The sequence below is a fragment of the Streptomyces sp. NPDC046465 genome (assembly GCF_040646035.1).
Lineage (GTDB): Bacteria > Actinomycetota > Actinomycetes > Streptomycetales > Streptomycetaceae > Streptomyces.
In genome coordinates this window covers 120,894-133,908 of sequence record NZ_JBEYZK010000014.1, presented here as the reverse complement: position 1 = coordinate 133,908, position 13,015 = coordinate 120,894, and the positions used below count along the sequence as shown (strand labels likewise).

At 70.0% G+C, this 13,015-nt stretch carries 11 protein-coding genes; all 11 read right to left on the bottom strand.

All coding sequences use genetic code 11. The features are described from left to right. Positions 1-103: 103 nt before the first annotated feature. A complete protein-coding gene (gene metK, locus ABZ953_RS22780; protein WP_361726720.1) occupies positions 104-1,312 on the bottom strand; it encodes a methionine adenosyltransferase in 1,209 nt (402 codons plus the stop codon). 369 nt (positions 1,313-1,681) lie between these two features. Continuing rightward, on the bottom strand, positions 1,682-2,887 hold the full coding sequence (gene coaBC, locus ABZ953_RS22775; RefSeq protein WP_361726914.1) for a bifunctional phosphopantothenoylcysteine decarboxylase/phosphopantothenate--cysteine ligase CoaBC: 1,206 nt from the start codon (positions 2,885-2,887) through the stop codon (positions 1,682-1,684). A gap of 121 nt (positions 2,888-3,008) precedes the next feature. Beyond that, positions 3,009-3,281: a DNA-directed RNA polymerase subunit omega gene (gene rpoZ / locus ABZ953_RS22770; RefSeq protein WP_005319902.1), complete on the bottom strand. Its 273-nt coding sequence runs from the start codon at positions 3,279-3,281 to the stop codon at positions 3,009-3,011. A 60-nt stretch (positions 3,282-3,341) separates the two neighbouring features. Further along, entirely contained in the window at positions 3,342-3,935 is a 594-nt protein-coding gene (gene gmk / locus ABZ953_RS22765) for a guanylate kinase (protein WP_361726718.1), read from the bottom strand. A gap of 64 nt (positions 3,936-3,999) precedes the next feature. After that, complete coding sequence (locus ABZ953_RS22760) at positions 4,000-4,326, bottom strand: integration host factor (protein ID WP_055564204.1); 327 nt, start codon at positions 4,324-4,326, stop codon at positions 4,000-4,002. Positions 4,327-4,593: 267 nt separating this feature from the next. Beyond that, positions 4,594-5,448, bottom strand: a complete 855-nt coding sequence (gene pyrF / locus ABZ953_RS22755) for an orotidine-5'-phosphate decarboxylase (RefSeq protein ID WP_361726716.1) — start codon at positions 5,446-5,448, stop codon at positions 4,594-4,596. After that, positions 5,445-6,551 carry a quinone-dependent dihydroorotate dehydrogenase gene (locus ABZ953_RS22750; RefSeq protein WP_361726714.1) on the bottom strand — a complete coding sequence of 369 codons (1,107 nt, stop codon included), beginning with the start codon at positions 6,549-6,551 and terminating at the stop codon, positions 5,445-5,447. The genes pyrF and ABZ953_RS22750 overlap by 4 nt, the downstream gene beginning before the upstream one ends. 100 nt (positions 6,552-6,651) lie before the next feature. Then, positions 6,652-9,960 (bottom strand): carbamoyl-phosphate synthase large subunit, encoded by a 3,309-nt coding sequence (gene carB, locus ABZ953_RS22745; RefSeq protein WP_361726712.1) that lies wholly within the window; start codon positions 9,958-9,960, stop codon positions 6,652-6,654. Further along, positions 9,953-11,125 carry a glutamine-hydrolyzing carbamoyl-phosphate synthase small subunit gene (gene carA, locus ABZ953_RS22740; RefSeq protein ID WP_361726711.1) on the bottom strand — a complete coding sequence of 391 codons (1,173 nt, stop codon included), beginning with the start codon at positions 11,123-11,125 and terminating at the stop codon, positions 9,953-9,955. Before carA ends, carB begins: the two co-directional genes overlap by 8 nt. Further along, positions 11,122-11,730: a hypothetical protein gene (locus ABZ953_RS22735; protein WP_361726709.1), complete on the bottom strand. Its 609-nt coding sequence runs from the start codon at positions 11,728-11,730 to the stop codon at positions 11,122-11,124. Before ABZ953_RS22735 ends, carA begins: the two co-directional genes overlap by 4 nt. Next, entirely contained in the window at positions 11,727-13,013 is a 1,287-nt protein-coding gene (locus tag ABZ953_RS22730; protein WP_361726707.1) for a dihydroorotase, read from the bottom strand. The genes ABZ953_RS22735 and ABZ953_RS22730 overlap by 4 nt, the downstream gene beginning before the upstream one ends. Between the last annotated feature and the right edge of the window lie 2 nt (positions 13,014-13,015).

The following is a 13,015-nucleotide window of genomic DNA, read 5'->3' as shown; positions in this document are numbered from 1 at the left end:
CACTGACAGTGCTCAGAGCCTGTCCTCGAAGCCCCGCCCACGCAGCGAGGCCCGGCACCCCCGCAGGGGTACCGGGCCTCGTCGGAACAACAGGGGGCCGGGACTACAGCCCCGCCGCCTCCCGCAGCGCGTCCACGCGGTCCGTGCGCTCCCACGTGAAGTCGGGGAGCGCCCGGCCGAAGTGGCCGTACGCGGCGGTCTGCGAGTAGATCGGGCGGAGCAGGTCGAGGTCGCGGATGATCGCGGCCGGGCGCAGGTCGAAGACCTGGGCGATGGCCGCCTCGATCTTGTCCGTGTCGACCGTGGCCGTGCCGAACGTCTCGATGAAGAGGCCGACGGGCTCGGCCTTGCCGATGGCGTACGCGACCTGGACCTCGCAGCGGGCCGCGAGGCCTGCCGCGACGACGTTCTTGGCGACCCAGCGCATGGCGTAGGCGGCGGAGCGGTCGACCTTGGACGGGTCCTTGCCGGAGAAGGCACCGCCGCCGTGGCGGGCCATGCCGCCGTACGTGTCGATGATGATCTTGCGGCCGGTGAGGCCGGCGTCGCCCATCGGGCCGCCGATCTCGAAGCGCCCCGTGGGGTTGACCAGGAGGCGGTAGCCCTCGGTCTCCAGCTTGATGCCGTCCTCGAGGAGGGCCTTCAGCTCGGGCTCGACCACGAACTCGCGGATGTCGGGGGCCAGGAGAGAGTCCAGGTCGATGTCGCTCGCGTGCTGCGAGGAGACCACGACCGTGTCGAGGCGGACGGCCTTGTCGCCGTCGTACTCGATGGTGACCTGGGTCTTGCCGTCGGGGCGCAGGTACGGGATGGTCCCGTTCTTGCGGACCTCGGAGAGGCGGCGCGAGAGGCGGTGCGCGAGGTGGATCGGGAGCGGCATCAGCTCCGGCGTCTCGTCGCAGGCATAGCCGAACATCAGGCCCTGGTCGCCCGCGCCCTGCTTGTCGAGCTCGTCCTCATCGCCTTCGACGCGCTTCTCGTACGCCGTGTCGACGCCCTGCGCGATGTCGGGGGACTGCGAGCCGATGGACACCGAGACGCCACAGGAGGCGCCGTCGAAGCCCTTCTTCGAGGAGTCGTAACCGATCTCGAGGATCTTGTCGCGCACGAGCTGCGCGATCGGCGCGTACGCCTTCGTCGTGACCTCACCGGCCACGTGGACGAGGCCGGTGGTGATCAGCGTCTCCACGGCGACCCGGGAGGTCGGGTCCTCCCGCAGAAGCGCGTCGAGAATGGTGTCGCTGATCTGGTCAGCGATCTTGTCGGGGTGACCCTCGGTCACAGACTCCGAGGTGAAGAGGCGCCGGGACACATCGCTCCCTGTGGTTGCAGCGGCTGCTGGCTGATCATGGGTGGACGGCCGGGAGCTGCGCCCGGCGTCGTCCGAGACCAGTTTATCGGTCACACTCGGCCGCCGGGCCACATGTCTCGCCACTTGGGAGGCCTGTGACCAGCGGCACTGCTTTGCGCGGTACGACGATCCGCCTCCGCCAAAGGGCCTCGCACCCCATTTTCCCGGGTTTGAGGCGCCCGATGGGGCGAAGATGACATTGAGCCCTGCCTGCACAGACTCCGTCAAGAGAAGCACCTGAATGTGGCCAAGTTCCGCCAAGAGGCGAAAGTGAGACACCGGAACCGGCCACTGTCCGGATGGTGAGACAGAGTGGGGTTGGGGGAGAAGTCAGGACAGCCGCTCGGCGACCAGGTCCCAGACCGTGTCCGCGAGGGCCTCCTTGGGGCCGTACGGGACGGGCGTCTCGCTGCCGTCCGCACCGAGCACGACGGCCTCGTTCTCCTCGGAGCCGAAGGTCTTGCGCTCGCCGACCTCGTTGACGACCAGCAGGTCGCAGCCCTTGCGGGCGAGCTTGGCGCGGCCATTGGCCAGCACGTCGTCCGTCTCGGCGGCGAAACCGACGACCACCTGACCGGCGCGGGGCCGCTCCCCCGCGATCTCGGCGAGGATGTCGGGGTTGCGGACCAGGGCGATCGGCGCCGGGTCCTGGCCGTCCTTCTTCTTGATTTTGCCCGCCGCGTACGTCTCGGGCCGGAAGTCGGCGACGGCGGCCGCCATCACCACGGCGTCGGCGTCGGCCGCGGCCTTCAGGACGGCCTCGCGCAGCTGCACGGCGGTGCCGACCGGCACGAGGTCGACGCCCGCCGGGTCCGGCAGCGCCGCGTTGGCCGCGACGAGCGTGACGCGGGCGCCGCGCGCGGCGGCGCTGCGGGCGAGCGCGTAGCCCTGCTTGCCCGAGGAGCGGTTGCCCAGGAAACGGACCGGGTCCAGGGGTTCGCGGGTGCCGCCCGCACTCACGACGACATGGCGGCCCGCGAGGTCCTGCGCCAGGTCCTTGCGGGCGAGGACGCGGCGTACGACCTCGAAGAGCTCGACGGGGTCCGGGAAGCGGCCCTTGCCGGTGTCGACGCCGGTGAGGCGGCCGACGGCGGGCTCGACGACGAGGGCGCCGCGGCGGCGCAGGGTGGCGACGTTCTCCTGGGTGGCCGGGTGCTCCCACATCTCGGTGTGCATGGCCGGGGCGAAGACCACCGGACATCGGGCCGTCAGGAGCGTGTTGGTGAGCAGGTCGTCGGCCAGGCCGTGGGCCGCCTTGGCGAGCATGTCGGCGGTGGCCGGGGCGACGATCACGAGGTCGGCGTGCTGGCCGATGCGGACGTGCGGCACCTCGTGGACGTCGGACCAGACCTCGGTCGAGACGGGGTTGCCGGAGAGCGCGGACCAGGTCGCGGCGCCGACGAAGTGCAGCGCCGACGCGGTCGGCACCACGCGCACGTCATGGCCGGATTCGGTCAGCCGCCGCAGCAGCTCGCACGCCTTGTAGGCCGCGATGCCACCGCTGACTCCCAGGACTACCTTCGGCTTCTCGGCCACTGCCTCTGTCTCCCCGCACTCGGATCCGTACGCGGATGCGTACTCGGATGCGTACCACTCCATGACACACCACAGGCCCGGCAGCCGTGCTGCCGGGCCTGTGGTGAACGTACGAACCGCTTTACTGAGCCGGGCCCTCGATGGCCTCGGACGTCAGCAGACCGGCGTTGATCTCGCGGAGCGCGATCGACAGCGGCTTCTCGTGGACGTGGGTGTCCACGAGGGGGCCGACGTACTCCAGGAGGCCCTCACCGAGCTGCGAGTAGTACGCGTTGATCTGGCGCGCGCGCTTGGCGGCGTAGATCACGAGGCTGTACTTCGAGTCGGTGGCTTCGAGCAGCTCATCAATCGGCGGGTTGATGATGCCCTCGGGCGCGGTGATGGAAGAGGACACTCTTCGCCTTCCGATGGGGTCAAGTGATGTCGAGACCGGCGTCAGGACACGGGTGAAGATCTAAAGAACTTTGGTCAAGGCTAGCAGCTCACGGGCCACGTCCTCGACGGAGGTGTTGACCAGGGTGGTGTCGAACTCCGCCTCGGCGGCGAGCTCGATCCTGGCGGCGGCGAGCCTGCGCTCGACCACGTCGGGTGCCTCGGTCCCCCGGCCGGTGAGCCGACGGACCAGCTCGTCCCAGCTCGGCGGGGCGAGAAAGATCAGCTGGGCCTCGGGCATCGACTCGCGCACCAGGCGCGCGCCCTGCAGATCGATCTCCAGGAGGACGGGTTCGCCCGCCTCCAGGCGGTCGAGCACGGCGCGACGCGGTGTGCCATAGCGGTTGCCCGCGAACTCGGCCCATTCCAGGAGCTCGCCGTTGGCGATGAGCTTGTCCATTTCGTCGTCGGAGACGAAGAAGTAGTGGACACCGTGCTTCTCACCGGGCCGCGGCTTGCGGGTGGTGGCCGAGACCGAGAGCCAGACCTCAGGGTGTTCTTTGCGCATATGAGCGACGACCGTGCTCTTGCCGACCCCGGAGGGGCCGGAGAGCACGGTCAGCCGCGGACGTACGTCCGGGGGTACGGGGGACGTCCCCCGGGGTGTTGCAGCCATGCAGCGATTATCCAGGTTCTCAGGAGTGCCTGAGAACATCAGCTCTCAGGAATGCCCGAGAACATCAGCCGGCGGCACCGCCACCGAACTCTCGCTCGAGCGACGCGATCTGGTTGGAGCCGAGACCGCGCACACGGCGGCTCTCGGAGATGCCAAGACGCTCCATGATCTGCTTGGCGCGGACTTTGCCCACGCCAGGCAGAGACTCCAGGAGGGCGGAGACCTTCATCTTGCCGATGACATCGTTCTCCTGACCCTGCTTGATGACCTCGTGAAGCGAGGCGCCGGAGTGCTTGAGTCGATTCTTGACCTCGGCCCGCTCCCGGCGAGCCGCGGCGGCCTTTTCGAGCGCGGCTGCGCGCTGTTCAGGGGTAAGGGGCGGAAGAGCCACGCCTACGTCACCTCGGATGTCGAACTGTCGGATACGGACCGGTGCGGAACCTAATCGCCCCACACCAGGTGAGCAACGTGCAACGCGCTTGCCCGTTGGCTCTCGTCGGAGACTAGCGGGCATGGCCGCCGGAGTCAGCGAGAACAGACGAAAAGTCCTGGTCAGCCTCTGTCGAGCCGTACATATCGGGCATATCGCCCCGGATTTGGGTCGGCAATTCGTCAGCGGGCCGTCAACGGAGTGCGCGCGGCGGGTCCGTTGCCCCTCTCAGGCCGCTTCGACGGCCTCCCTGATCTCGTCCGCGAAGCGCGCTGCGGAGTCGCGCAGGCCCGTGACGTCGGGTCCGTGCCGGAGCACGCCGCGGCTGACGCTCGGTACGACATTGCGGACAACCGGGCCGAAGACACCGGGGAGGTCGGCGGGCGTCGCGCCCTGGGCCCCGATGCCGGGGGCGAGCAGCGGGCCGTTGATCCCGAGGTCGTACGACGACAGGTCGCCCAGCGTCGCGCCGACGACCGCTCCGAAGGACCCCAGGGGCCGCTGGGCGGCGTTCTCCGCGGCGAGGTGCCCGAGGACCGTCGCCGCGACCGTGCGGCCGTCCTCGCGCACCGCGTGCTGCACCTCGGCGCCCTCGGGGTTGGAGGTGAGGGCGAGCACGAAGAGCCCGGCGCCGTTCTCGCGGGCGAGCTCGACGGCCGGCTCCAGGGAGCCGTACCCGAGGTAGGGCGAGACGGTGAGCGCGTCGCTGAACAGCGGCGAGTCCTTGTGCAGGAAGGTCTCGGCGTACGCGGCCATGGTGGAGCCGATGTCGCCGCGCTTGGCGTCCATGACGACCAGGGCACCGGCCGCGCGCAGCTCCGCGACGGCCTTCTCCAGGACGGCGATGCCGCGCGAGCCGAAGCGTTCGAAGAAGGCGCTCTGCGGCTTGAACACGGCGACGGTTTCGGCCAGCGCCTCCACGACGGTGCCCGTGAACCGCTCCAGGCCCGCGACGTCGTCGTTCAGGCCCCATGCGGAGAGCAGCGAGGCGTGCGGGTCGATGCCGACGCAGAGGGGGCCGCGCTCGTCCATGGCGTGGCGCAGGCGCGTGCCGAAGGGATCCAGGGGGCTCGTGCTGCTCACGTGGGGTTCCTCACGTCGGCGCCGACGGCGTCGGCGAGGGTGGCGTACGGGCTCGTCCGAAGGCGCGCGGCGAGGCCCTGGTGGATCGTGCGGCCCCAGAAGGGCCCTTCGTAGATGAACGCGCTGTAGCCCTGGATCAGGGTGGCGCCCGCGAGGATGCGCTGCCAGGCGTCCTCGGCGTTCTCGATGCCGCCGACGCCCACGAGGGTGATCCGGTCGCCCACGCGCGCGTAGAGGCGCCTCAGGACCTCCAGGGAGCGCTCCTTCAGCGGCGCCCCGGACAGTCCGCCGGTCTCTCCGTAGAGAGCGGGTTCGGATGTCAGACCGAGGCTCTCGCGCGCGATGGTGGTGTTCGTGGCGATGATGCCGTCGAGGCCGAGCTCGACGGCGAGGTCGGCGACCGCGTCGACGTCCTCGTCGGCCAGGTCCGGCGCGATCTTGACGAGCAGCGGGACCCGGCGGCCCTCGACGCTGCGGTCGGCGGCCTCGCGCACGGCGGTCAGGAGGGGCCGCAGGGACTCGGTTGCCTGCAGGTTGCGCAGGCCCGGGGTGTTCGGCGACGAGACATTGACCACGAGGTAGTCGGCGTGGCGGGCGAGCCGCTCGGTCGACTTCACGTAGTCGGCGGCGGCCTCCTCCTCGGGGACCACCTTGGTCTTGCCGATGTTCACTCCCACGACGGTCCGGAAGACGGGCGTACGCGCCGCCAGGCGCTCCGCCACGGCCGCCGAGCCTTCGTTGTTGAATCCCATGCGGTTGATCAGCGCGCGGTCCGGGACGAGGCGGAACAGCCGCTTCTTGGGGTTGCCGGGCTGCGGCTCCCCCGTGACGGTGCCGATCTCGATGTGGTCGAAGCCGAGCATCGCCATGCCGTCGATCGCGACGGCGTTCTTGTCGAAGCCCGCGGCGAGCCCGAAGGGACCGTGCATCCGCAGGCCGAGGGCCTCGGTGCGCAGCTCCTTGTGGCGCGGGGCGAGGACGGCCGCGACGAAGGTGCGCAGGACGGGGACGCGGGCCGCGAGACGGATCCAGCGGAAGGCCATGTGGTGGGCCTGCTCCGGGTCCATGCGCTTGAAGACGAGGTGGAAGAAGAGCTTGTACATGAAGGGGTCCTCGGGGGTCCTCGGCAGACGACAGGGGCAGACGACGGGTGTCTTCACCAGAAGGGGGACACCGTGTCTCCGGTGTCCCCCTTGTGGGCTGCTAGTCGCGGGCCGCGGTCAAGCGTTCCGCGTGTTCCTGGAGCGACCGGACGCCCACGTCGCCGCGGTTGAGCGCGTCGATGCCCTGTACGGCGGCGGCGAGCGCCTGGACCGTCGTCAGGCACGGCACGGAGCGCGACACGGCGGCCGTACGGATCTCGTAGCCGTCGAGGCGGCCGCCGGTGCCGTACGGGGTGTTGACGATGAGGTCGACGCCGCCGTCGTGGATGAGCTGGACGATGGTCTTCTCGCCGTTCGGGCCCTCGCCCTCGGACTGCTTGCGCACGATCGTGGCGTTGATGCCGTTGCGCTTGAGCACCTCGGCCGTGCCGGACGTGGCGAACAGCTCGAAGCCGTGCGCGACCAGTTCACGCGCCGGGAAGATCATCGAGCGCTTGTCGCGGTTGGCGACGGAGATGAAGGCACGGCCCTTGGTCGGCAGCGGGCCGTACGCGCCGGCCTGCGACTTGGCGTACGCCGTGCCGAAGACCGAGTCGATGCCCATGACCTCGCCCGTGGAGCGCATCTCCGGGCCGAGGACGGTGTCGACGCCCGCGCCGTGGATGTCGCGGAAGCGCGACCACGGCATGACGGCCTCCTTGACGGAGATCGGCGCGTCCATGGGGAGCGTGCCGCCGTCGCCGACGGCCGGGAGCATGCCCTCGGCGCGCAGCTCGGCGACGGTGGCGCCGAGCGAGATGCGCGCGGCGGCCTTGGCGAGCGGCACCGCGGTCGCCTTCGAGGTGAAGGGGACGGTGCGCGACGCGCGCGGGTTGGCCTCCAGGACGTAGAGGATGTCACCCGCCATCGCGAACTGGATGTTGATCAGTCCGCGCACGCCGACGCCCTTGGCGATGCCCTCCGTGGAGGCGCGCAGGCGCTTGATGTCGAAGCCGCCGAGGGTGATCGGGGGCAGGGCGCACGCCGAGTCGCCGGAGTGGATGCCGGCCTCCTCGATGTGCTCCATGACGCCGCCGAGGTAGAGCTCCTCGCCGTCGTAGAGCGCGTCGACGTCGATCTCGATGGCGTCGTCGAGGAAGCGGTCGACGAGGACCGGCCGCGAGGGGCTGATCTCGGTCGACTCCTCGATGTACGCGGAGAGGCGGGTCTCGTCGTACACGATCTCCATGCCGCGGCCGCCGAGCACGTACGACGGGCGGACGAGGACGGGGTAGCCGATCTCGTCGGCGATGGCCTTGGCCTCGGCGAAGGTGGTCGCGGTGCCGTGCTTGGGCGCGGGGAGACCGGCCTCCGCGAGCACGCGCCCGAAGGCGCCGCGGTCCTCGGCGGCGTGGATGGCCTCGGGCGGGGTGCCCACGACCGGGACGCCGTTGTCCTTGAGCGCTTGCGCCAGACCCAGCGGGGTCTGGCCGCCGAGCTGGACGATGACGCCCGCGATCGGCCCGGCCTGCGCCTCGGCGTGGACGATCTCCAGGACGTCCTCAAGGGTGAGCGGCTCGAAGTAGAGCCGGTCGGAGGTGTCGTAGTCGGTGGAGACGGTCTCGGGGTTGCAGTTGACCATCACGGTCTCGTAGCCCGCGTCGCTGAGCGCGAAGGAGGCGTGGACGCAGGAGTAGTCGAACTCGATGCCCTGGCCGATGCGGTTCGGGCCGGAGCCCAGGATGATCACTGCGGGCTTCTCGCGCTTGGCGACCTCGTTCTCCTCGTCGTACGAGGAGTAGAAGTACGGCGTCTTCGCGGCGAACTCGGCGGCGCAGGTGTCGACCGTCTTGTAGACGGGGCGCACGCCGAGGGCCTGGCGCACCTCGCGCACGACGTCCTCGCGCAGCCCGCGGATCTCGGCGATCTGGGCGTCGGAGAAGCCGTGCCGCTTGGCGTCGGCGAGCAGCGCGGCGTCGAGGCGCTCGGCGGCGGCCAACTCGTCGGCGGTCTCCTTGATCAGGAAGAGCTGGTCGACGAACCACGGGTCGATCTTCGTGGACTCGAAGACCTCCTCGGGGGTGGCGCCGGCGCGGATGGCCTGCATGACGGAGTTGATGCGCCCGTCGGTCGGCCGGACGGCCTCTTCAAGAAGAAGAGCCTTGTCGCCGGGCTCGCCCACGAAGGTGAACTGCGAGCCCTTCTTCTCCAGGGACCGCAGCGCCTTCTGCAGCGCCTCGGTGAAGTTGCGGCCGATGGCCATGGCCTCGCCGACCGACTTCATGGTGGTCGTCAGCGTGGAGTCGGCGGACGGGAACTTCTCGAAAGCGAAGCGCGGAGCCTTGACGACGACATAGTCGAGGCTCGGCTCGAAGGACGCCGGCGTCTTCTCGGTGATGTCGTTGGGGATCTCGTCGAGGGTGTAGCCGACGGCCAGCTTGGCGGCGATCTTCGCGATCGGGAAGCCGGTGGCCTTCGACGCGAGCGCCGAGGACCGCGAGACGCGCGGGTTCATCTCGATGACGATCACGCGACCGTCCTCGGGGTTGATCGCGAACTGGATGTTGCAGCCGCCGGTGTCGACGCCGACCTCGCGGATGATCGCGATTCCGACGTCCCGCAGGGTCTGGTACTCGCGGTCGGTGAGCGTCATCGACGGGGCGACGGTGATCGAGTCACCGGTGTGCACGCCCATCGGGTCGAAGTTCTCGATGGAACAGACGACCACGACGTTGTCGTTCTTGTCGCGCATCAGCTCCAGCTCGTACTCCTTCCAGCCGAGGATGGACTCCTCCAGGAGCACCTCGGTGGTCGGCGAGAGGGTGAGGCCCTGTCCCGCGATGCGGCGCAGCTCCTCCTCGTTGTGCGCGAAGCCGGAACCGGCGCCGCCCATGGTGAAGGAGGGGCGGACGACGACGGGGTAGCCGCCGAGCTCGTCGACGCCCTTGAGGACGTCGTCCATGGAGTGGCAGATGTACGAGCGGGCGGACTCGCCGTGGCCGATCTTCTTGTTGACCTCTTCGACGACGCCCTTGAAGAGGTCGCGGTCCTCGCCCTTGTTGATGGCCTCGACGTTGGCGCCGATGAGCTCGACGCCGTACTTCTCCAGGACGCCCTGCTCGTGCATGGAGATGGCCGTGTTGAGGGCCGTCTGGCCGCCAAGGGTCGGCAGGAGCGCGTCGGGGCGCTCCTTTGCGATGATCTTCTCGACGAACTCCGGCGTGATCGGCTCGACGTACGTGGCGTCGGCGATCTCCGGGTCGGTCATGATCGTCGCCGGGTTGGAGTTGACGAGGATGACGCGCAGGCCCTCGGACTTGAGGACCCGGCACGCCTGGGTGCCGGAGTAGTCGAACTCGGCGGCCTGACCGATGACGATCGGGCCGGAGCCGATGACCAGGACGGACTGGATATCGGTGCGCTTAGGCACGCTGGCCCTCCATCGGAGCGGTGTTCATCAAAGACGTGAAGCGGTCGAAGAGGTACGCGGCGTCGTGCGGGCCCGCGGCCGCTTCGGGGTGGTACTGCACGGAGAAGGCCGGCTGGTCGAGCAGCCGCAGGCCTTCCACGACGTTGTCGTTGAGGCACACGTGGGAGACCTCGGCGCGCCCGAAGGGGGTGTCGCTGACCTGGTCGAGCGGCGCGTCCACGGCGAATCCGTGGTTGTGCGCGGTGACCTCGACCTTGCCGGTGGTGCGGTCCTGCACCGGCTGGTTGATGCCGCGGTGGCCGTACTTCAGCTTGTACGTGCCGAAGCCGAGGGCGCGGCCGAGGATCTGGTTGCCGAAGCAGATGCCGAAGAGCGGCGTCCGGCGCTTGAGGACGGCGGTCATGAGGGCGACCGGTCCGTCGGCGGTGGCCGGGTCGCCGGGGCCGTTGGAGAAGAACACGCCGTCCGGGGCGACGGCGTACACGTCCTCCTCCGTGGCGGTGGCGGGCAGCACGTGCACCTCGATGCCGCGCTCGGCCATGCGGTGCGGGGTCATGCCCTTGATGCCGAGGTCGATGGCGGCGACGGTGAACTTCTTCTCACCGATCGCGGGGACGACGTACGCCTCCTTGGTGGCGACCTCCTCGTACAGGCTGGCGCCCTTCATCTGGGGCTGTGCCTGGACGCGGGCCACGAGCTCGGCGTCGGCGGCGAGGTGCTCGCCGGAGAAGATGCCGGAGCGCATGGAGCCGCGCTCGCGCAGGTGACGGGTGAGGGCGCGGGTGTCGATCCCGGAGATGCCGACGATGCCCTGGTTCACCAGCTCGTCGTCGAGCGAGCGAGCGGCACGCCAGTTGGAGGGGATGCGGGCCGGGTCGCGGACCACGTAACCGGAGACCCAGATGCGGCCCGACTCGTCGTCCTCGTCGTTCCAGCCCGTGTTGCCGATCTGCGGGGCGGTGGCGACCACGATCTGACGGTCGTACGAGGGGTCGGTCAGGGTCTCCTGGTAGCCGGTCATGCCGGTGGAGAACACCGCTTCGCCGAAGGTCTCCCCCGCGGCCCCGTAGGCGCGGCCGCGGAAGATGCGGCCGTCCTCCAGGACGAGTACGGCGGGAAGCGCCCCCTTCCTCTGCGAGGCCGTCCCCTGCTTGGAGGTCGTCATCGTGCGGTGCCTTCCGTAGTGCTGTTCGCGTCGCTGGCGCTGTTCGTGTCGCTGGCGCTGTTCGTGTCGATCATGTTGTTGAGCGTCTCGACCCATGCGGCCTGCTCGGCCGCGTGGTCCGAGCGGAAGCCCGAGTCGAGCAGCTTCCTGCCGTGCTCCCACGTGACGATCAGGAGACCGCCCTCCGTGAGGACCTTGCCGGCGATGCCCTTGTCGAGGCGGGCCTCGCGCAGCTGTGCGGCCGGGACGAAGAAGTCCGTCGCGCCGGGGCGTACGACGTCGAGGCCCGCGTCGGTGAGCGTCAGCTCGACGCGGCTGCGGGTGCCGAGGCCGTGCGCCACGATGCGGTCGAGCCACTGCCCTGCCGTGGTCGAGCCGTGGTAGCGGCCGCTCAGCTCAAGTCTGGCCGGGCCCGGGTCATCCGGCGCGGCGGGCAGCTCGGGCAGGTCGCCCTGGAGCGTGCCGCGCCACTTCCAGCCCTCGCGCATCAGCCAGTAGACGAGCGCGATGAAGAGCAGGAGTCCGACGACCCAGCCGAGCCGTGCGGCCCAGTCGGTCACGTCCGCCGATTCCTTCTCGGCGGCCAATTCAAGAAGAGATGTCACGCGAGCTTCCCGTCGACGAGCGTGGCCCGACCCCGGAGCCACGTGTGCGTGACGCGGCCCGGCAGCTCACGGCCCTCATAGGGAGTGTTGCGGCTGCGCGAGGCGAAGCCCGCGGGGTCCACTGCCCCACGGTAATCGGCGTCGACCAGGACGAGGTTCGCGGGCTCACCTGCCGAGACGGGGCGGCCGTGACCGGTGGCCCGACCGATGGCGGCGGGCTTGAAGGACATCCGGTCGGCGACGGCCTCCCAGGTCAGCAGGCCGGTCTCGACCATCGTCTGCTGGACGACGGAGAGCGCGGTCTCCAGGCCGACCATGCCCATGGCGGCCGCGGCCCACTCGCAGTCCTTGTCCTCGTGCGGGTGCGGGGCGTGGTCGGTGGCGACGATGTCGATGGTCCCGTCGGCGAGGGCCTCGCGCAGCGCCATGACGTCGCGCTCGGTGCGCAGCGGCGGGTTGACCTTGTAGACGGGGTTGTACGAGCGGACCATCTCGTCGGTGAGGAGGAGGTGGTGCGGGGTGACCTCGGCGGTGACGTCGATGCCGCGCGACTTGGCCCAGCGCACGATCTCGACGGAGCCCGCGGTCGAGAGGTGGCAGATGTGGACGCGCGACCCGACGTGTTCGGCGAGCAGGACGTCCCGGGCGATGATCGACTCCTCGGCCACCGCGGGCCAGCCGCCGAGGCCCAGCTCGGCGGAGACGACGCCCTCGTTCATCTGGGCGCCCTCGGTGAGCCGGGGCTCTTGCGCGTGCTGGGCGACGACGCCGCCGAAGGCCTTCACGTACTCCAGGGCGCGGCGCATGATCACGGCGTCGTCGACGCACTTGCCGTCGTCGGAGAAGACGGTGACCCCGGCGGCGGACTCGTGCATGGCGCCGAGCTCGGCGAGCTTCTTGCCCTCCAGGCCCACGGTGACGGCGCCGATGGGCTGCACGTCGCAGTAGCCGGACTCCTTGCCGAGCCGGTAGACCTGCTCGACGACGCCTGCGGTGTCGGCGACGGGGAACGTGTTGGCCATGGCGAAGACGGCGGTGAAGCCGCCGGAGGCGGCCGCGCGGGTGCCGGTCAGGACGGTCTCGGAGTCCTCGCGGCCCGGCTCGCGCAGGTGCGTGTGGAGGTCGACGAGGCCCGGCAGGAGGACCTTGCCCGCGGCCTCGACGACGGTCGCTCCCTCGGCCGTCAGGTCCGTGCCGACCTCGGCGATCGTCTCGCCGTCGATCAGGACGTCCCGGGCCTCGCCACCGAGCACCTTCGCACCACGGATCAGAATCTTGCTCATGG

Excerpts from the sequence above, each read along its gene's own strand:
- carA (WP_361726711.1), bottom strand. The coding sequence starts at position 11,125 with ATGACGACCTCCAAGCAGGGGACGGCCTCGCAGAGGAAGGGGGCGCTT.
- ABZ953_RS22730 (WP_361726707.1), bottom strand. The coding sequence starts at position 13,013 with ATGAGCAAGATTCTGATCCGTGGTGCGAAGGTGCTCGGTGGCGAGGCC.
- ABZ953_RS22750 (WP_361726714.1), bottom strand. The coding sequence starts at position 6,551 with ATGTACAAGCTCTTCTTCCACCTCGTCTTCAAGCGCATGGACCCGGAG.
- gmk (WP_361726718.1), bottom strand. The coding sequence starts at position 3,935 with ATGGCTGCAACACCCCGGGGGACGTCCCCCGTACCCCCGGACGTACGT.